Source organism: Pseudomonas sp. GD04091, assembly GCF_029836165.1.
GTDB lineage: Bacteria > Pseudomonadota > Gammaproteobacteria > Pseudomonadales > Pseudomonadaceae > Aquipseudomonas.
The window spans coordinates 1-17,615 of record NZ_JAOEBG010000039.1; the positions used below are offsets into that span (position 1 = coordinate 1).

A 17,615-nucleotide genomic window follows, 5' to 3' on the forward strand; every position below is an offset into this window, starting at 1 on the left:
CTCAACCCGCTATCGTCCAACCCCAAGCCAAATTCATCCGATGACTGGACGTACCCATCCCTTGACCCCGCTCATCAAACGCTCCCTGGTAGAACAAGCCGTAGACCAGCTCCGCGACCGCATCGCCAAGGGCATCTGGTCGGTAGGCCAGCGCCTGCCCACCGAACCGGAGCTGGCCAGCGACCTGGGCATCAGCCGCAACACCGTCCGCGAGGCCATGCGCGTCCTGGCCTTCAGCGGTCTGGTGGAAATCCGCCAGGGCGACGGCAGCTACCTGCGTACCGCCGTGGACCCATTGCAGGCCGTGCAGGTCATGTCCCGCTGCGCAGTCGAACACGCCCGCGAAACCCGCCATATCCTCGAAGCGCAGGCCATCGGCCTGGCCGCCGTGCGCCGCACCGACGCCGACCTCAAGGCCCTGCGCGAGTCCCTGCAGCACAGCGCGCAGCACTTCCATGGCGATGTCGACGCCTACGTCGAATGCGACCTGGTCTTCCACCAGCGCCTGGTGGACGCCGCCCACAACCCCGCCTTGAGCGAGCTGTACCGCTACTTCTCCAGCGTGGTACGCGCCGCCCTGCAGCACAACATGACCAGCGTCCCCCGTTGCCAGGCCGTGTTCGACCTGCACGGGCAGATCCTCGACGCCCTCGAACAACGCGATCCGGAACGGGCCAAGCACCTGAGCCGGACCCTCATCGAATCCTGACAGCGAGAAGGTCATGACCGAACAACGTGAAACCGCTCCCCGTCAGACGGAGCTCGACGAACTGCTGATCGACGCTGAGGCCGACGACGAACAGGTTCAGCAACACCCCGTGCTGTTGCGCCGGCCCTGGTTGCTGTTGCTGGGCCTGGTGCTGGTGGCGTTGAACCTGCGTCCGGCACTGTCGAGCATGGCGCCAGTGCTGGGGCAAGTCGCCGATGGCCTGGGCCTGAACGCTTCCCAGGCCGGACTGCTGACTACCTTGCCGGTCCTGTGCCTGGGGCTGTTCGCACCGCTGGCGCCCATTCTGGCGCGTCGTTTCGGTAGCGAGCGGGTGATCCTCGGCATTCTCCTGATGCTGGCGCTGGGCATCCTGGTGCGCAGCACGCTGGGTGTGGCAGGAGTATTTCTCGGCAGCCTGATGGCGGGCGCGAGCATCGGCATCATCGGCGTGCTGCTGCCAGGCATCGTCAAGCGCGACTTCCCGCAGCATGCCGGCACGCTGACCGGTGTCTACACCATGGCGCTGTGCCTGGGTGCGGCGATGGCCGCCGGCGCAACGGTACCGTTGGCCCATCATTTCGATGACAGCTGGGCACTGGGGCTGGGTTTCTGGCTGGTGCCGGCGCTGGTGGCGATGCTGTTCTGGCTGCCCCAGGCCCGCCAGGGGCACGGCCAGCACAAGGTCGCCTACCGGGTGCGTGGCCTGTGGCGTGACCCGTTGGCCTGGCAGGTGACGCTGTACATGGGGTTGCAGTCGTCGCTGGCCTACATCGTGTTCGGCTGGCTGCCTTCGATCCTCATCGGCCGCGGGCTGAGCCCGACCGAGGCGGGGCTGGTGCTGTCCGGCTCGGTGATCGTGCAACTGGTCAGCTCGCTGAGCGCGCCCTGGCTGGCGACGCGCGGCAAGGACCAGCGCCTGGCCATCGTCGTGGTGATGCTGGTGACCCTGGCCGGGCTGTTCGGTTGCCTGTATGCACCGATCGACGGATTGTGGGGTTGGGCGATCGTGCTTGGTCTGGGGCAGGGCGGTACCTTCGCCCTGGCATTGACGCTGATCGTGCTGCGCTCCAAGGACGCCCATGTGGCGGCGAACCTGTCGAGCATGGCCCAGGGTGTCGGTTACACGCTGGCGTCCATGGGGCCGTTCGCGGTCGGGCTGGTGCATGACCTCACCGGTGGCTGGAATGCGGTGGGGTGGATCTTCGCGGTGCTGGGCGTCGCTGCGATCGTGTTCGGTCTTGGCGCCGGGCGGGCGCTGCATGTGCGGGTGAACAGCGAGCGCGTGTAGGGCGGACTTGCTCCGCGATCGTCATTCACGACGCGAATGGGCATGGTGTTGCTGGCATCCAGGCAGTATCTTGCGGGTTCCGTACTCGTGCAGGAACAATCCATGAGCGATGCCAACAGCGCCCTGATCACCCGCTTCTACCAGGCCTTTCAGCGCCTGGACGCCGAGGCCATGCTGGCCTGCTACAGCGATGACATCGTTTTCAGCGATCCGGTGTTCGGCACCCTGCGCGGGCGTGACGTTGGCGACATGTGGCGGATGCTCACCTCCCGGGCCAAGGATTTCACCCTGACGTTCGACAATGTGCGCAGCGATGGCGCGCATTGGGTCGCGACCTACCTGTTCAGCCAGACCGGACGGGTGGTGGTCAACGATATCCAGGCGCGCTTCGTGATTCGTGACGGGCTGATCTGCCAGCACCACGACAGCTTCGACCTGTGGCGCTGGGCGCGTCAGGCGCTGGGCATGCCGGGGGTGCTGCTGGGCTGGACGCCGATGCTGCAGAACAAGGTGCGCCAACAGGCATTCAAGGGGCTGCGCGCATTCCAGCAGGCGCGCTGAGGGGGTAAGCTGGCGACCTTCTTCCGTCGTGCCGAATCGAGCCGTGAGCGAAACACCGACACCCACCGATTGCAAACCCTGGTACGTCTACCTGGTGCGTGCCGCCAATGGCTCGCTGTACTGCGGCATCAGTGACGATCCGCAGCGGCGGTTCATCAAGCATCAGAAGGGGCAGGGCGCGCGGTATTTCAAGACCAGTCCGGCGCAGGCGCTGGTGTATGTGGAGCAGTGGCCGGACAAGGGCGAGGCCTTGCGCCAGGAGCGGCTGGTGAAGAAGCTGCGCAAGGCGGCGAAGGAGGCGTTGGTGGCGTCCTATGTCGGTGTCGGGGGGGTAGTGGTCTAGCCGACGGTGGACCGGGTGTCGTCTGTGGTCCTGATAGATCGCTGGGGCTGCTTTGCAGCCCTTTCGCGACGCAAGGCCGCTCCTACAGATGAACGCGTTTCCCTGTAGGAGCGACCTTGTGTCGCGAAAGGGGCGCAACGCGCCCCCGGCGATTTCAGTCCTTGCGCCGTTTCAACTGATCGATCAGTTGCGTTGGCAAGCCCTTGATCACCAGCGTTCCGGCTTCCTCGTCATACTCGATCTTCGAGCCCAGCAAATGCGCCTCGAAGCTGATCGACAAGCCTTCGGCCCGCCCGGTGAAGCGGCGGAACTGGTTGAGCGTGCGTTTGTCGGCCGGGATTTCCGGTGACAACCCATAGTCGCTGTTGCGGATGTGGTCGTAGAACGCCTCGGGACGGTCCTCGTCGATCAGGCTGGAGAGCTCTTCCAGCGTCACCGGTTCACCCAGTTTGGTCTGGGTGGTGGCGTAGTCGACCAAGGTCTGGGTCTTTTCCCGGGCCGACTCTTCCGGCAGATCCTCTTTTTCGACGAAGTCGCTGAAAGCCTTGAGCAGGGTGCGGGTTTCGCCCGGACCGTCGACGCCTTCCTGGCAGCCGATGAAGTCGCGGAAGTAGTCCGAGACTTTCTTGCCGTTCTTGCCCTTGATGAACGAGATGTACTGCTTGGAGTTCTGGTTGTTCTTCCACTCGGACAGGTTGACCCGCGCCGCCAGATGCAGCTGGCCCAGGTCCAGGTGGCGCGACGGGGTGACGTCGAGCTCGGCGTTCACCGCCACGCCTTCGCTGTGGTGCAGCAGGGCGATGGCCAGGTACTCGGTCATGCCTTGCTGGTAATGGGCGAACAGCACGTGGCCGCCGGTGGAGAGGTTGGATTCCTCCATCAGCTTTTGCAGGTGCTCGACGGCGACGCGGCTGAAGGCGGCGAAGTCCTTTTCCTCATCCAGGTACTGCTTGAGCCAGCCGCTGAACGGGTAGGCGCCGGACTCGCCGTGGAAGAAGCCCCAGGCTTTGCCCTGCTTGGCGTTGTAGCTGTCGTTGAGATCGGCCAGGAGGTTTTCGATGGCGTCGGACGCTGCCAGTTCGCTGTCGCGCGCATGGAGCACGGCGGGGCTGCCATCGGGCTTCTTGTCGATCAGGTGAACGATGCAATGACGGATAGGCATGGAATTCTCGGTGGTCTGAGCGGTGCAAGGCCGCGCTGCAAAAGGCGCTCAGTTTACCTCAGGGTGGGGGTGGTGCAGTGGCCAGATGTTGGCGCAAATGCCGGTTGTTCGTTTTTTGTGCAAAAAAATGCGAATTTTCCGAAAACCCCCGAAAAACCTGCACAAAATCAACGTCGACAGCGGATATTTATCGATTCCTGTGGTAGCTTTGCGCCGTCTTGCGCCCCTTGGGTGGCGCATTGCTGGCAGATCGCTTGCGCGGTGTCGAACCAAACGCCGATTTGCGTATCTACATACGCGATCGACGCGGCCTCTGGAATGTTCCGGGCTGGCCCGACCACCGACCAAGCATGCTGCACAACCTCTGATTTGATAGGGAAGGAACACCACCATGGCACTGACCAAAGACCAACTGATTGCCGACATCGCTGAATCCATCGACGCGCCGAAAACCACCGCGCGCGCTGCTCTGGAGCAACTGGGCCAGATCGTTGCCGACCAACTGGAAAACGGCGCCGAAATCACCCTGCCAGGCATCGGCAAGCTGAAAGTCACCGAGCGTCCTGCCCGCACCGGCCGCAACCCTTCGACTGGCGCCGCCATCGAAATCGCTGCCAAGAAAGTCGTCAAGTTCGTTCCAGCCAAAGTGCTGACCGACTCGATCAACAAGTAATTGTTGATGCGTTGACGAAACCGCGCCCGGCTTGCCCGGGCGCGGTTTTTTCATGCCTGTGATTTACGCGAGGCATGCCATTGCTGGCGCGCCGCGTCGTCCTGGAAACTCCAGGCGACCATGCGGCTCTGCTTCTGCCCCTGGCCCATCTCGACGATGCGCAGGGCCTTCACCCCGGCCTTCTTCAAGGCTGCCTCGATACCCGGCAGGTTGCTGGCCTTGGACACCAGGCTGGTGAACCACAATACCTGGGCCGCGTACTGGGCGCTTTCGCTGACCAGCTGGCTGACGAAGCGGATCTCGCCGCCCTCGCACCACAGTTCATTGTTCTGCCCGCCGAAGTTCAGCACCGGCAGCTTGCGCTTGGGATCCTGCTTGCCGAGGTTCTTCCACTTGCGCTGGCTGCCACGGGTGGCTTCCTCGCGGGAGGCATGGAAGGGCGGGTTGCACAGGGTGACGTCGAAGCGCTCGTCGGCCTGCAACAGACCGCTGAGGATGTGCTTGGGCTGCGCTTGCTGGCGCAGGCTGATGGCCTTGTCGAGCTTGTTGGCCTGGACGATGGCCTTGGCCGAGGCCAGGGCCACGCCGTCGATGTCCGAGCCTGTGAAGCGCCAGCGGTAGTCGCTGTGACCGAGCAAGGGGTAGATGCAGTTGGCGCCGACGCCGATATCCAGGGCGCGCACCTGGGCGCCGCGGGGGATCTCGCCGGCATTGTCCTCGGCCAGCAGGTCGGCCAGCACGTGGATGTAGTCGGCCCGGCCGGGGATCGGCGGGCACAGGTAGTCGGTGGGGATATCCCAGTGCTGGATGCCGTACTGAGCCTTGAGCAGGGCGCGGTTGAACACCCGCACGGCTTCGGGGTTGGCGAAATCGATGCTGGGCTTGCCGTAGGGGTTGGTGATGGTGAAGCGGGCCAGGTCCGGGTGCGCCTTGATCAGCGCGGGGAAGTCGTAGCGGCCCTGGTGGCGGTTGCGTGGGTGCAGGGTGGGTTTGTTGGTCATGGTCGGATCCGGTGTTGCAGGCCGTGGGGCTGCTTTGCAGCCCTTTCGCGACACAAGGCCGCTCCCACAGGATAGCGGCGCCTCTCAAACTGGCGCCGTCCCTGTAGGAGCGGCCTTGTGTCGCGAAAGGGCCGCAACGCGGCCCCAGCGGTCTATCAGATTGTTACAGCGCTGCAATCCGCGCATGCTGCTCGGTGAAGTTGGCCAGGGCCTGCTCCGACTCGGCCAGCTTGGCGCGTTCCTTCTCGATCACCGCAGGCGGGGCCTTGTCGACGAAGGCGGCGTTGGACAGCTTGCCACCCACGCGCTGGACTTCACCCTGCAGGCGCTGGATTTCCTTGTTCAGGCGCGCCAGCTCGGCATCCTTGTCGATCAGGCCGGCCATCGGCACCAGCACCTGCAGGTCACCCACCAGCGCGGTGGCCGACAGCGGCGCTTCGTCTTGCTCGCCGAGCACGGTGAACGACTCGACCTTGGCCAGTTTCTTCAGCAGGGCTTCGTTTTCCAGCAGGCGACGCTGGTCGTCGGCGTTGGCGTTCTTGAGGAACAGCGGCAGCGGCTTGCCCGGGCCGATGTTCATCTCGGCGCGGATGTTGCGCAGGCCCACCATCAGCTCCTTGAGCCACTCGATGTCGCCTTCGGCGGCGGCGTCGATGCGGCTCTCGTTCGCTTCAGGCCACGGCTGCAGCATGATGGTCTTGCCTTCGATACCAGCCAGCGGCGCGATGCGCTGCCAGATCTCTTCGGTGATGAACGGCATGAACGGATGGGCCAGGCGCAGGGCCACTTCCAGTACACGCACCAGGGTGCGGCGGGTGCCACGGGCGCGCTCGACTGGGGCGTTCTCGTCCCACAGCACCGGCTTGGACAGTTCCAGGTACCAGTCGCAGTACTGGTTCCAGATGAACTCGTACAGCGCCTGGCTGGCCAGGTCGAAGCGGAACTGCTCGAGCTGGCGGGTCACTTCGGCTTCGGTGCGCTGCAACTGCGAGATGATCCAGCGATCGGCCAGCGACAGTTCGTAGGCCTCGCCGTTCTGGCCGCAGTCCTCGCCCTTGTCCAGCACGTAGCGGGCGGCGTTCCAGATCTTGTTGCAGAAGTTGCGGTAGCCTTCGACGCGGCCCATGTCGAACTTGATGTCGCGACCGGTGGAGGCCAGCGAGCAGAAGGTGAAGCGCAGGGCGTCGGTGCCGTAGCTGGCGATGCCTTCGGGGAACTCGGCCTTGGTCTGCTTGGCGATCTTCTCGGCCAGCTTAGGCTGCATCATGCCGCTGGTGCGTTTTTCCAGCAGGGCGTCGAGGGTGATGCCGTCGACGATGTCCAACGGGTCGAGCACGTTGCCCTTGGACTTGGACATCTTCTGGCCCTGGCCGTCGCGGACCAGACCGTGAACGTACACGGTCTTGAACGGTACCTGCGGGGTGCCGTCCTCGTTCTTGATCAGGTGCATCGTCAGCATGATCATCCGGGCGACCCAGAAGAAGATGATGTCGAAGCCGGTGACCAGCACGTCGGTGGAGTGGAATTTCTTCAGGAACTCGGTCTGCTCTGGCCAGCCGAGGGTGGAGAAAGTCCACAGACCCGAGCTGAACCAGGTGTCGAGCACGTCGTCGTCCTGGCGCAGGACCACGTCGGCGCCCAGGTTGTGCTTGGCGCGCACTTCGGCCTCGTCGCGGCCGACGTAGACCTGGCCGGCCTCGTCGTACCAGGCCGGGATGCGGTGGCCCCACCACAGCTGACGGCTGATGCACCAGTCCTGGATGTCGCGCATCCAGGAGAAGTACATGTTTTCGTACTGCTTGGGCACGAACTGGATGCGGCCGTCTTCCACGGCGGCGATGGCAGGTTCCGCCAGCGGCTTGGTGGAGACATACCACTGGTCGGTCAGCCACGGCTCGATGACGGTGCCGGAGCGGTCGCCTTTCGGTACTTTCAGGGCGTGGTCGTCGATGCTGGCCAGCAGGCCCTGGGCGTCGAGGTCGGCGACCATCTGCTTGCGCGCGACGAAGCGGTCGAGACCGGCGTACTGGGCAGGCAACGAGGTGTCGATGTCATCGATGACGCTGCCGTCGAGGCTGAACGCCTGCACGGCTGCCAGCACCGTGGCGTTCTTGTCGAAGATGTTCAGCAGCGGCAGGTTGTGGCGCTTGCCGACTTCGTAGTCGTTGAAGTCGTGGGCCGGGGTGATCTTCACGCAGCCGGTGCCGAACTCGGGGTCGCAGTAGTCGTCGGCGACGATCGGGATGCGGCGGCCGACCAGCGGCAGTTCGACGAACTTGCCGATCAGTGCCTGGTAGCGCTCGTCGGTCGGGTTGACCGCGACGGCGACGTCACCGAGCAGGGTCTCCGGACGGGTGGTGGCGACCACCAGGTGGTCCTTGCCTTCGGCGGTTTTCGCACCATCGGCCAGCGGGTAGCGCAGGTTCCACAGGTGGCCCTTCTCGTCGTGGTTCTCCACTTCGAGATCGGAGATCGCCGTGTGCAGCTTGGTGTCCCAGTTGACCAGGCGCTTGCCGCGGTAGATCAGGCCGTCTTCATGCAGGCGCACGAAGGCTTCCTTGACCGCGTCCGACAGGCCGTCGTCCATGGTGAAGCGCTCGCGGCTCCAGTCCACCGACGAGCCCAGGCGGCGGATCTGGCGGCTGATGTTGCCACCGGACTGATCCTTCCACTCCCAGACCTTCTCCAGGAACTTGTCGCGGCCCAGGTCGTGGCGGTTCTGGCCTTTGGCTTCCAGCTGGCGCTCAACGAGCATCTGGGTGGCGATACCGGCGTGGTCGGTGCCTGGCTGCCACAGGGTGTCGCGGCCCTGCATGCGGCGGAAGCGGATCAGGGCGTCCATGATCGCGTTGTTGAAGCCATGACCCATGTGCAGGCTGCCGGTGACGTTCGGCGGCGGGATCATGATGGTGTAGGACTCGCCTGCACCTTGTGGGGCGAAATAGTTCTCGGACTCCCAGGTGTTGTACCAGGAAGTTTCGATGGCGTGCGGCTGGTAGGTCTTGTCCATGCGCGGCGGGACCCTATGGCATTTGTTCGGGAAAGCCGGGAAGTATAACCAAGCTGCGCGCTTCAAGACAGGTGTAGCACCCATCGCGGGGCAAGCCCGCTCCCACGTGTTGCCGTGGGAGCGGGCTTGCCCCGCGATCTGGGCGAATGGTTACTCGGAACGCTTGAGCAGTCGTTCCAGCCGCGCATCCAGGCGGCGCTTGATCTCGGTCTCGATATGCGGGGTGAAGTCGTTGATCACGTCCTGCATGATCGACTGCGCGGCGGCGCGCAGTTCGGCGTCCAGGTGCAGCAGGGTGTCCTGGCGGCGGGTCTGGGCATCCTCTTCAGGCGCCGGCGCAGGTTCGGCGACGGCTGGCGGGGTGCCGGCCGGTTCGTCGAGCAGCAGGGGAATCTGCTCGACGGTATCGGTCAGCAGCGGCGGCTGCAGGTCGGAATCACCCAGCAGCTCGCGGATCGACTCGAGGTCGTCGAGCAGGTGGGCGGAATGGGTAAGGGAGTTCAGCTGCTTGTCCATCGTCGTCAGAGTCGCTGTAAGCGGTGGTCTTGCAGAGCATAGCCCTGTTCGCGGTAGAAACGGAATCGCTCGCGAGCGGCCAGACGAATGCCAGGCTCCTCGACGACGATCTCGGCGACCCGTTCGAACTGCCCGACGAATGCAGGAACATCGCCGCCCAGGTTGATCAGCAGGTCGCGGTGTTCACCGGCATCCTTGCCAATACCCAGCGCGACGACGGCATCTTGGTGCCGCTCGGCATGGTCGTGGGGCACGAAAGCTTCGCCCTTGAACTGCCATAGGCGCAGGTCCAGTTCGTCACGCTGCGTTTCGTCCTGACAATGCAGGTAGACGCGGTGGCCAAGCCGCCAGGCTTTCTCGCACAGCTTGCAGGCGAAATCCAGGCGGGCTGACAGCGAGTCGGTGGGCAGGATGTAGAAATCGACTTTGCTCATGATGTTTCAGTGCCGGCCGGTGGCGTTTGGGCGCCACCGGCTGCGCGCCATCAGGCGCCGGCGCGGTCCAGCAGGTACTGGGTGAGCAGCGGCACCGGGCGACCCGAGGCGCCCTTGTCCTTGCCGCCGCTGATCCAGGCGGTGCCGGCGATGTCCAGGTGCGCCCAGTGGTAAGCCTTGGCGAAGCGCGACAGGAAGCAGCCGGCGGTGATGGTGCCGGCCTTCGGGCCACCGATGTTGGCGATGTCGGCGAACGGGCTGTCCAGTTGCTCCTGGTATTCGTCGAACAGCGGCAGCTGCCAGGCGCGGTCGTCGGCACGCTTGCCGGCGTCGAGCAGTTGGCCGACCAACTCGTCGTCGTTGCCCATCAGGCCGGAGGTGTGGCTGCCCAGGGCGACGATACAGGCGCCGGTCAGGGTGGCGATGTCGATCACCGCCTGGGGCTTGAAGCGCTCGGCGTAGGTGAGGGTGTCGCACAGCACCAGACGGCCTTCGGCGTCGGTGTTGAGGATCTCGACGGTCTGCCCGCTCATGGTGGTGACGATGTCGCCCGGACGGGTCGCGCCGCCGCTCGGCATGTTCTCGGCGCAGGCCAGCAGGCACACCAGGTTGATCGGCAGCTGCAGCTCGAGCACGGCGCGCAGGGTGCCGAACACGCTGGCGGCGCCGCACATGTCGTACTTCATCTCGTCCATGCCGGCACCGGGCTTGAGGCTGATGCCGCCGGTGTCGAAGGTGATGCCCTTGCCGACCAGCACGAAGGGTTTTTCAGACTTCTTGGCGCCCTGGTAGTTGAGCACGATCAGGCGTGGCGGCTGGTCGCTGCCCTGGCCGACGGCGTAGAACGCGCCCATGCCCAGGTCCTTGATCTTCTTCTCGTCGAGGACCTCGACCTTGAGCCCTTTGTGGGCCTTGCCCAGGTCCTTGGCCTGCTCGGCGAGGAAGCTCGGGTGGCAGACGTTCGGCGGCAGGTTGCCCAGGTCGCGGGTGAAGGCCATGCCGGTGGCGATGGCGCTGGCGTGTTTCACGGCGCGCTCGGCTTCGGCCTGGCCGGCCTTGGCGGTGAGCAGGGTGACTTTCTTCAGGGCGCGGGGTTCGACTTTCTGACTCTTGTAACGGTCGAACACGTAGTTGCCGTCCAGGAGGGTCTCGGCCAGCAGGCGGTACTTGCCGTAGTGGCCGTCGCGGCCGCTGACGGCGATGTCGTCCAGGGCCAGCACCGCGTCAGCACCGCCCAGCCCCTTGAGCACGCCGGCCACGCTGGCGGTCAGCTTGCGCCAGGCGCGATCGCCAAGCGCTTCGTCCTTGCCGCTGCCGACCAGCAGCACGCGCTCGGCCTTCAGACCTGGCAGGTTGTGCAGCAACAGGGTCTGGCCTGGCTTGCCAGCCAGGTCGCCACGCTTGAGCAGCGCGCTGATGGCGCCATCGGCGGCCTGGTCGACGGCTTTGGCGGTGGCGCCGAGCTTGCGGCCTTCACCCACCGGCACGACCAGGGTGGCGGTCTTGACGGATACAGCGGCTACGCTTTTTACAACCAGTTCCATGTCTGGGGTCCCCGAATGATCTGTCAGTTCGCGCTGTCTCATGCAGGCGCTCGGAATACCGCGGCGGCCAGCTTTGCCGGCCAGCGGAAAAGCTGCCAGTTTGAGCCTGCCGCGACCTCCATGACAACCCCGGTATTCAGTGTCATGCGCGGCCAAGTGACAGGCGCGGTCAATCACAGGATAATGCGCGCACTTTTACATGGAGGTTCGCCTTGGCGAACCGGCATTGGTCTTGGCTGTCCGAATCGTTCGTTTGGCTGTCCGCCCCTGACAACCCAGGAGTGTCTGGTTTGATCGTCTTTCGTTATCTGTCCCGCGAGGTCCTGGTGACCTTGAGCGCCGTCAGCGCCGTGCTGCTGGTGATCATCATGAGCGGGCGCTTCATCAAATACCTGGCCCAGGCGGCCCAGGGCGTGCTCGACCCGGGCGTGCTGTTCATGATCATGGGCTTCCGTCTGCCGGGCTTCCTGCAGTTGATCCTGCCTCTGGGGCTGTTCCTCGGCATCCTGCTCGCCTATGGCCGGCTTTATCTCGAAAGCGAGATGACCGTGCTGTCGGCCACCGGCATGAGCCAGCAGCGCCTGCTGGCGATCACCATGGCCCCGGCCGCGCTGGTTGCCCTGCTGGTGGCTTGGCTGAGCCTGAGCCTGGCCCCCCTGGGCGTGGCCCAGGTGCAGAAGATCATCGCCCAGCAGGATGCCCTGACCGAGTTCGACACGCTGGTGCCGGGGCGCTTCCAGACCCTGCGCGACGGCTCGCGGGTCACCTACACCGAACAGCTGTCCGATGACCGCGTCAACCTGGCCGGGGTGTTCATCTCCGAGAAGCGGTTCAACCAGGACAAGACCAAGGACCGTGCTCCTTCGGTGCTGGTCGCCGAGAAGGGCCACCAGGAAGTTCAGGCAGACGGCAACCGCTACCTGGTGCTGGAGAACGGTTATCGCTACGACGGCAATCCAGGCCAGGCCGACTACCGTGCGATCAAGTACGACACCTATGGCGTGCTGCTGCCCAAGCCGGAAGTTGCCGAAGAGGTGACCGAGCGCGAGGCCATCCCCACCACCGACCTGATCGGCCATGACGGCGTGCGCGAGCGTGCAGAGCTGCAGTGGCGCTTGTCGCTGCCGCTGCTGGTGTTCATCGTGACCCTGCTGGCGGTACCCCTGTCCCGCGTCAACCCACGCCAGGGCCGCTTCCTCAAGCTGCTGCCGGCGATTCTTCTGTACATGGCCTATCTGACGATGCTGATTTCCGTGCGTGGCGCCCTGGAGAAGGGCAAGCTGCCCCTCTCGCTGGGGATCTGGTGGGTCCATGGCCTGTTCCTGTTGATCGGCCTGGCGCTGATGTACTGGGAGCCGCTGCGCCTCAAGCGTGCCGCCCGCCGTGCGGAGGTGGCCCGTGGTTAAACTGGACCGCTATATCGGCAAGAGCGTGCTCCTGGCGATCGCCGCCGTGCTGGGGATCATCCTCGGGCTGGCCTCGCTGTTCGCCTTCATCGACGAGATGGGCGACCTCAGTGACACCTACACCGTGCTGGACGCCAGCATCTATGTGCTGCTGACGGCCCCGCGCCGGCTTTACGACATGCTGCCGATGGCCGCGCTGATCGGCTGCCTGATCGGTCTGGGCAGCCTGGCCAGCAGCAGCGAGCTGACCATCATGCGTGCCGCCGGGGTTTCCATCGGTCGCATCGTCTGGGCGGTGATGAAACCGATGCTGGTGCTGATGCTGGTTGGCCTGCTGATCGGCGAATACGTGGCCCCGGTGACCGAGAACAAGGCCCAGGCCGACCGTTCGCTGGCCCAGGGCGGTGGCGAGGCGCAGAGTTCCAAACGGGGCATGTGGCACCGCCAGGGCGAGGAGTTCGTGCACATCAACTCGGTGCAGCCCAATGGCCTGCTGCTGGGCGTGACGCGCTATCGCTTCGACGCCGAGCGCAAGATCCAGACCTCCAGCTTCGCCCGCCGGGCGCAGTATGTGGAAGGCAAGTGGGTGCTCAATGATGTCTCCACCACCTACTTCCGTGGCGATCACACCGAAGTGGTCAAGGCGCCCGAAGAGGTGTGGGACGTTTCGGTGACGCCGGAGCTGCTCAACACCGTGGTGCTGGCGCCGGAGTCGCTGTCGATCACTGGGCTGTGGGACTACATCCACTACCTCGCCGACCAGGGGCTGAACAACTCGCGCTACTGGCTGGCGTTCTGGACCAAGGTCCTGCAGCCGGTGGTCACCGCCGCGCTGGTATTGATGGCGATCTCGTTCATCTTCGGCCCGCTGCGTTCGGTCACCCTGGGTCAGCGCGTGTTCACCGGTGTGCTGGTGGGCTTCGTGTTCCGCATCGCCGGGGATCTGCTGGGGCCATCGAGCCAGGTGTTTGGCTTCCCGCCGTTGCTGGCGGTGGTGATCCCCGCGGGGATCTGTGCGCTGGCGGGCTTGTGGTTGATGCGCCGGGCGGGTTGATGGCCCGGGCTGCATGAAAAAGCCGACCTCAGGGTCGGCTTTTTTGTGTGAATCGGAACTGTCCTGGTGCAGGAGCGGCCTTGTGTCGCGAAAGGGCTGCGCAGCGGCCCCAGGATTTCAGCGTTCATTCAAAGATCGCCGGGGCCGCTCTGCGGCCCTTTCGCGACACAAGGCCGCTCCTACAGGGCGATCGTCGGCGCGGGCTGGATCATTTCTTGCGCTTGGGCAGGCGCACCAGCTGTGTCTCGGAATAGATGTCGTGCCAGCTGCGCTTGCGTTTGTCGATCAGCGACCAGAAGAACCCCAGCCCCAGGCACAGCCAGGAGGCGATCGACACCACGAAGCGCAGCAGCGCCTGCCACAGGCTGATGGCGCTGCCATCGGCGTTCTGCACGCGCATGCCCCATACCTGCATGCCCAGGGTCTGGCCACCGTGGGTCCAGAACTTGGCGAAAAAGCCGAAGAGGGCGAACAGCAGGATCGTCGACAGCAATGGATCGCCATCCAGCGCCCCGGCTTCGGTGAGCTCGCGCATGCGCGCCTCGCCGATGATCGCCATCTGGATCATCTTGTAGGCGCCGGCGGTGACGATCAGCAGGGCGGTGCACAGCAGGAAATCGTAGAACATCGCGGCGAGCCGGCGACCCAGGCCAACGGGGGGGAAATCACCCTGGGGTGAGAGCAAAGGCTTGGACATGCAGGACGGCTCCGAATGGCGAAGCCGCTATTCTACGGGCAAAAAAAAGCCCCTGCACGGGGTAGGGGCTTTCTTCGAAGTCGTGAGGATTACTCTTTGACTTGAACCTTGTCAGCCTGCAGGCCTTTCTGGCCTTGCACGGCTTCGAAGGTGACTTTCTGGCCTTCTTTCAGGCTCTTGAAGCCGTTGCCTTCGATGGCACGGAAGTGAACAAACAGATCAGCACCGCTCTCAGGGGTGATGAAGCCGTAACCTTTCTCGTCATTGAACCACTTGACGGTACCGTTCTGACGCTCAGCCATTGTCTTATTTCCTATGAAACTTAAATTTTGATGACAGTTTCTTTCACACTTTTTGTCAGTGAAAGAGTACCGGGCTGGGTTGCAGGAAAGTAAGAGACGTCGAACGGGTTGTAGCAGATTGCGGCTACTGGCCCAGGTCACGAACTGTTGCGACCCATGCAAACACAGTGCGATGACTCTACGCCAACTGCCGAGCGAAAAACAAGCCCTGGCGGAGGGTGAAAATCAGGCTTTTCCCGAGAACCGAACGATTTGTCGGAAACGGCGTGGCGCCTGGCCTGGCGCTATGTTCAGAAGTTATTGGACAGGTTCGAAAACGAATATGTCGAACCCGTCCGATCCACTCATTCAGCCTCGGTAGTAACGCTGCGCCACGAAAGGCATTTTGCTGACTCTAAGGGCAACTTGCTTGCCACGCACCACGGCGAACAACGGGGTATCCAGCGCCGCCTGTTCGCTATCGACATAACCCATCGTCACCGGTGCGCCGAGCGTCGGGCCGAAGCCCCCGCTGCACACCTGGCCAACGGTCTTGCCGGCCTGGTCGACGATCTCGGCACCTTCGCGCACAGGCGTGCGTTCCTGCGGCAGCAGGCCGACGCGCTTGCGGGCCACACCCTGCTGCTGTTGGGCGAACACGGTTTCGGCGCCTGGGAAACCACCGGCCCGAGCGCCATCGGCGCGACGGACCTTGGAGATGGCCCACAGCAGGCTGGCTTCGACTGGTGTGGTCTGGGTATTCATGTCGTGGCCGTACAGGCACAGGCCGGCTTCCAGGCGCAGCGAGTCGCGTGCGCCCAGGCCTATCGGCTGGACCTCGGGCTCGGCCAGCAGGCGGCGGGCCAGGGCTTCGGCGGCAGCGACAGGCACCGAGATCTCGTAGCCGTCCTCGCCGGTGTAGCCCGAGCGGCTGACGAAGCAAGCCTCGCCGAGCAGGGTGACCGGGCGGAACTGCATGAAGGTCATATCGGCCACTTCCGGGGCCAGGCGCTCCAGCACCTTGACCGCCGCCGGGCCTTGCAGGGCGAGCAGGGCGCGTTCCTCGAACAGCGGCTGGATCTCGCAGCGGCTGCCGATGTGCTGGCGCAGGTGGGCCAGGTCCTGCTCCTTGCAGGCGGCGTTGACCACCAGGAACAGGGTGTCGTCACCCAGGTTGGCGACCATCAGGTCGTCGAGGATGCCGCCTTGCGCGTTGGTGAACATGGCATAGCGCTGCATGCCCACCGGCAGGTCGATGATGTCCACCGGCACCAGGGTTTCCAGTGCCCGGGCGGCGTCGCTGCCGCGCAGGATGATCTGGCCCATGTGCGAGACGTCGAACAGGCCGGCCTGCTCGCGGGTGTGCAGGTGCTCCTTGAGCACGCCGAGCGGGTACTGCACCGGCATGTCGTAGCGGGCGAAGGGCACCATGCGCGCGCCCAGTTCCAGATGCAGGGCATGCAGTGGGGTCTTGTGCAGTGTTTCGGACATCGGTGACTCCTCAGGTATTGTTCGGGTCAACATTCGATGATGTTGACGGCCAGACCGCCGCGGGCGGTCTCCTTGTATTTGCTTTTCATGTCGGCGCCGGTCTGGCGCATGGTGCGGATGACCTTGTCGAGGGAGACGTAGTGCTGCCCGTCGCCGCGCAGGGCCATGCGCACCGCGTTGATCGCCTTCACCGAGCCCATGGCGTTGCGCTCGATGCAGGGCACCTGGACCAGGCCGCCGATGGGGTCGCAGGTCAGGCCCAGGTTGTGCTCCATGCCGATCTCGGCGGCGTTCTCCACTTGCTGCGGGCTGCCGCCCATCACTTCGCACAGAGCGCCGGCGGCCATCGAGCAGGCCACGCCCACTTCGCCCTGGCAGCCGACCTCCGCGCCGGAGATCGAGGCGTTTTCCTTGTAGAGGATGCCGATCGCCGCGGCGGTGAGGAGAAACCGCACCACCCCGTCCTCGCTGGCGCCGGGGACGAAGCGCATGTAGTAGTGCAGCACCGCCGGAACGATGCCCGCCGCGCCATTGGTCGGCGCTGTGACCACGCGCCCGCCGTAGGCGTTTTCCTCGTTCACCGCCAGGGCATAGAGGTTGACCCAGTCGAGCACCGACAGCGCATCGCGCAGGTTGGCCTCCGGATGGCGGCTGAGCTGACGGTACAGCGCCGGTGCCCGGCGCTTGACCTTGAGCCCGCCCGGCAGGATGCCCTCATGCCTGCAACCCGCCTCGACGCAGTCCTGCATCACCTGCCAGATGCGCAGCAGGCCGGCGCGGGTCTCGTCCTCCGGGCGCCAGGCGGCTTCGTTGGCCAGCATCACCTGGCTGAACGACAGCTGCTGCGTGGTGCAATGGGCCAGCAGTTCCTTGCCGGTCTTGAACGGGTAGGCCAGCACGGTGCTGTCCTCGACGATGCGGTCGTGGCCCGCCGCATCCTCGTCGACCACGAAGCCGCCGCCCACCGAGTAGTACTCGCGGCTGCGGATCTGCAGGCCGGCGGCGTCGAAGGCGCGGAAGATCATGCCGTTGGGGTGGTACTCCAGCGGCTTGCGGATCATCGCCAGGTGCTGCTTCTCGACGAAGCTGATTTCGTGTTCGCCGAGCAGGCGCAGACGGCCGCTGTCGCGGATCGCCTGCAGGCGAGCGGGGATGGCTTCGGTATCGACGGTGTCGGGCTGTTCGCCTTCGAGGCCGAGCAGCACGGCCTTGTCGCTGCCGTGGCCCTTGCCGGTGGCGCCGAGCGAGCCGTACAGCTCGGCTTTGACGCTCACCGTGTCGGCCAGCAAGCCGTCACGGCGCAACCCTTCGGCGAAGCGCGCGGCGGCACGCATCGGGCCGACCGTGTGCGAGCTGGAGGGACCGATGCCGATCTTGAACAGGTCGAAGACGCTCAGGGACATGGTGGTTCCTCCTGAAGATGTTGGGGCCGCTTTGCGGCCCTT

At 64.7% G+C, this 17,615-nt stretch carries 17 protein-coding genes; 7 read left to right on the forward strand and 10 right to left on the reverse strand.

Going from position 1 to position 17,615, the window contains the following annotated elements:
• The first annotated feature begins 40 nt into the window (after positions 1 to 40).
• The 4 genes from N7422_RS26465 (at position 41) to N7422_RS26480 (ending at position 2,901) form a co-directional block, all read left to right on the forward strand.
• Positions 41 to 709, forward strand: a complete 669-nt coding sequence (locus N7422_RS26465) for a FadR/GntR family transcriptional regulator (RefSeq protein WP_279809297.1) — start codon at positions 41 to 43, stop codon at positions 707 to 709.
• A gap of 13 nt (positions 710 to 722) precedes the next feature.
• On the forward strand, positions 723 to 1,997 hold the full coding sequence (locus N7422_RS26470; protein ID WP_279809298.1) for an MFS transporter: 1,275 nt from the start codon (positions 723 to 725) through the stop codon (positions 1,995 to 1,997).
• A gap of 102 nt (positions 1,998 to 2,099) precedes the next feature.
• The gene (locus N7422_RS26475; RefSeq protein ID WP_279809299.1) at positions 2,100 to 2,558 is read left to right on the forward strand and encodes a nuclear transport factor 2 family protein; all 459 of its coding nucleotides are present in this window, start codon (positions 2,100 to 2,102) and stop codon (positions 2,556 to 2,558) included.
• Between the two features lie 43 nt (positions 2,559 to 2,601).
• On the forward strand, positions 2,602 to 2,901 hold the full coding sequence (locus N7422_RS26480; RefSeq protein WP_279809300.1) for a GIY-YIG nuclease family protein: 300 nt from the start codon (positions 2,602 to 2,604) through the stop codon (positions 2,899 to 2,901).
• 154 nt (positions 2,902 to 3,055) lie between these two features.
• Here the strand turns inward: N7422_RS26480 and yejK are convergent, their stop codons facing one another.
• Entirely contained in the window at positions 3,056 to 4,063 is a 1,008-nt protein-coding gene (yejK, locus tag N7422_RS26485) for a nucleoid-associated protein YejK (protein ID WP_279809301.1), read from the reverse strand.
• Positions 4,064 to 4,454: 391 nt separating this feature from the next.
• Here yejK and N7422_RS26490 point away from each other — a divergent pair, with 391 nt between their 5' ends.
• A complete protein-coding gene (locus N7422_RS26490; protein WP_134691715.1) occupies positions 4,455 to 4,736 on the forward strand; it encodes an HU family DNA-binding protein in 282 nt (93 codons plus the stop codon).
• Between the two features lie 50 nt (positions 4,737 to 4,786).
• Here N7422_RS26490 and rlmF read toward each other — a convergent pair whose 3' ends face one another.
• The 5 genes from rlmF to N7422_RS26515 all read right to left on the reverse strand — a co-directional run bounded on the left by rlmF (position 4,787) and on the right by N7422_RS26515 (position 11,241).
• On the reverse strand, positions 4,787 to 5,737 hold the full coding sequence (gene rlmF, locus N7422_RS26495) for a 23S rRNA (adenine(1618)-N(6))-methyltransferase RlmF (protein WP_279809302.1): 951 nt from the start codon (positions 5,735 to 5,737) through the stop codon (positions 4,787 to 4,789).
• Positions 5,738 to 5,900: 163 nt separating this feature from the next.
• The gene (locus N7422_RS26500; protein WP_279809303.1) at positions 5,901 to 8,747 is read right to left on the reverse strand and encodes a valine--tRNA ligase; all 2,847 of its coding nucleotides are present in this window, start codon (positions 8,745 to 8,747) and stop codon (positions 5,901 to 5,903) included.
• Between the two features lie 150 nt (positions 8,748 to 8,897).
• Entirely contained in the window at positions 8,898 to 9,263 is a 366-nt protein-coding gene (locus tag N7422_RS26505) for a DNA polymerase III subunit chi (RefSeq protein ID WP_279809304.1), read from the reverse strand.
• A 5-nt stretch (positions 9,264 to 9,268) separates the two neighbouring features.
• Complete coding sequence (locus N7422_RS26510) at positions 9,269 to 9,697, reverse strand: DNA polymerase III subunit chi (RefSeq protein ID WP_279809305.1); 429 nt, start codon at positions 9,695 to 9,697, stop codon at positions 9,269 to 9,271.
• A 50-nt stretch (positions 9,698 to 9,747) separates the two neighbouring features.
• Positions 9,748 to 11,241 carry a leucyl aminopeptidase gene (locus N7422_RS26515; protein WP_279809306.1) on the reverse strand — a complete coding sequence of 498 codons (1,494 nt, stop codon included), beginning with the start codon at positions 11,239 to 11,241 and terminating at the stop codon, positions 9,748 to 9,750.
• A gap of 290 nt (positions 11,242 to 11,531) precedes the next feature.
• Here N7422_RS26515 and lptF point away from each other — a divergent pair, with 290 nt between their 5' ends.
• Together lptF and lptG are read left to right on the forward strand one after the other, a co-directional pair.
• Positions 11,532 to 12,647, forward strand: a complete 1,116-nt coding sequence (gene lptF, locus N7422_RS26520) for an LPS export ABC transporter permease LptF (protein WP_279809307.1) — start codon at positions 11,532 to 11,534, stop codon at positions 12,645 to 12,647.
• The gene (gene lptG, locus N7422_RS26525) at positions 12,640 to 13,701 is read left to right on the forward strand and encodes an LPS export ABC transporter permease LptG (protein ID WP_279809308.1); all 1,062 of its coding nucleotides are present in this window, start codon (positions 12,640 to 12,642) and stop codon (positions 13,699 to 13,701) included. Before lptF ends, lptG begins: the two co-directional genes overlap by 8 nt.
• Before the next feature lie 208 nt (positions 13,702 to 13,909).
• On the opposite strand, the gene N7422_RS26530 is transcribed toward lptG, so the two are convergent.
• The 4 genes from N7422_RS26530 to N7422_RS26545 all read right to left on the reverse strand — a co-directional run bounded on the left by N7422_RS26530 (position 13,910) and on the right by N7422_RS26545 (position 17,573).
• Positions 13,910 to 14,398 (reverse strand): RDD family protein, encoded by a 489-nt coding sequence (locus N7422_RS26530; protein ID WP_279809309.1) that lies wholly within the window; start codon positions 14,396 to 14,398, stop codon positions 13,910 to 13,912.
• An 89-nt stretch (positions 14,399 to 14,487) separates the two neighbouring features.
• The gene (locus tag N7422_RS26535; protein WP_279809310.1) at positions 14,488 to 14,700 is read right to left on the reverse strand and encodes a cold-shock protein; all 213 of its coding nucleotides are present in this window, start codon (positions 14,698 to 14,700) and stop codon (positions 14,488 to 14,490) included.
• Between the two features lie 348 nt (positions 14,701 to 15,048).
• Positions 15,049 to 16,170: a glycine cleavage system aminomethyltransferase GcvT gene (gene gcvT / locus N7422_RS26540; protein ID WP_279809311.1), complete on the reverse strand. Its 1,122-nt coding sequence runs from the start codon at positions 16,168 to 16,170 to the stop codon at positions 15,049 to 15,051.
• 26 nt (positions 16,171 to 16,196) lie between these two features.
• Positions 16,197 to 17,573: an L-serine ammonia-lyase gene (locus N7422_RS26545; protein ID WP_279809312.1), complete on the reverse strand. Its 1,377-nt coding sequence runs from the start codon at positions 17,571 to 17,573 to the stop codon at positions 16,197 to 16,199.
• Positions 17,574 to 17,615 lie beyond the last annotated feature (42 nt).

What these genes read in the sequence shown, in the direction of transcription:
- N7422_RS26465 (WP_279809297.1), top strand. Translation starts at nt 41, where the DNA reads ATGACTGGACGTACCCATCCCTTGACCCCGCTCATCAAACGCTCCCTG.
- N7422_RS26470 (WP_279809298.1), top strand. Translation starts at nt 723, where the DNA reads ATGACCGAACAACGTGAAACCGCTCCCCGTCAGACGGAGCTCGACGAA.
- N7422_RS26475 (WP_279809299.1), top strand. Translation starts at nt 2,100, where the DNA reads ATGAGCGATGCCAACAGCGCCCTGATCACCCGCTTCTACCAGGCCTTT.
- yejK (WP_279809301.1), bottom strand. Translation starts at nt 4,063, where the DNA reads ATGCCTATCCGTCATTGCATCGTTCACCTGATCGACAAGAAGCCCGAT.
- N7422_RS26490 (WP_134691715.1), top strand. Translation starts at nt 4,455, where the DNA reads ATGGCACTGACCAAAGACCAACTGATTGCCGACATCGCTGAATCCATC.
- rlmF (WP_279809302.1), bottom strand. Translation starts at nt 5,737, where the DNA reads ATGACCAACAAACCCACCCTGCACCCACGCAACCGCCACCAGGGCCGC.
- N7422_RS26500 (WP_279809303.1), bottom strand. Translation starts at nt 8,747, where the DNA reads ATGGACAAGACCTACCAGCCGCACGCCATCGAAACTTCCTGGTACAAC.
- N7422_RS26505 (WP_279809304.1), bottom strand. Translation starts at nt 9,263, where the DNA reads ATGGACAAGCAGCTGAACTCCCTTACCCATTCCGCCCACCTGCTCGAC.
- N7422_RS26510 (WP_279809305.1), bottom strand. Translation starts at nt 9,697, where the DNA reads ATGAGCAAAGTCGATTTCTACATCCTGCCCACCGACTCGCTGTCAGCC.
- N7422_RS26515 (WP_279809306.1), bottom strand. Translation starts at nt 11,241, where the DNA reads ATGGAACTGGTTGTAAAAAGCGTAGCCGCTGTATCCGTCAAGACCGCC.
- N7422_RS26530 (WP_279809309.1), bottom strand. Translation starts at nt 14,398, where the DNA reads ATGTCCAAGCCTTTGCTCTCACCCCAGGGTGATTTCCCCCCCGTTGGC.
- N7422_RS26535 (WP_279809310.1), bottom strand. Translation starts at nt 14,700, where the DNA reads ATGGCTGAGCGTCAGAACGGTACCGTCAAGTGGTTCAATGACGAGAAA.
- gcvT (WP_279809311.1), bottom strand. Translation starts at nt 16,170, where the DNA reads ATGTCCGAAACACTGCACAAGACCCCACTGCATGCCCTGCATCTGGAA.
- N7422_RS26545 (WP_279809312.1), bottom strand. Translation starts at nt 17,573, where the DNA reads ATGTCCCTGAGCGTCTTCGACCTGTTCAAGATCGGCATCGGTCCCTCC.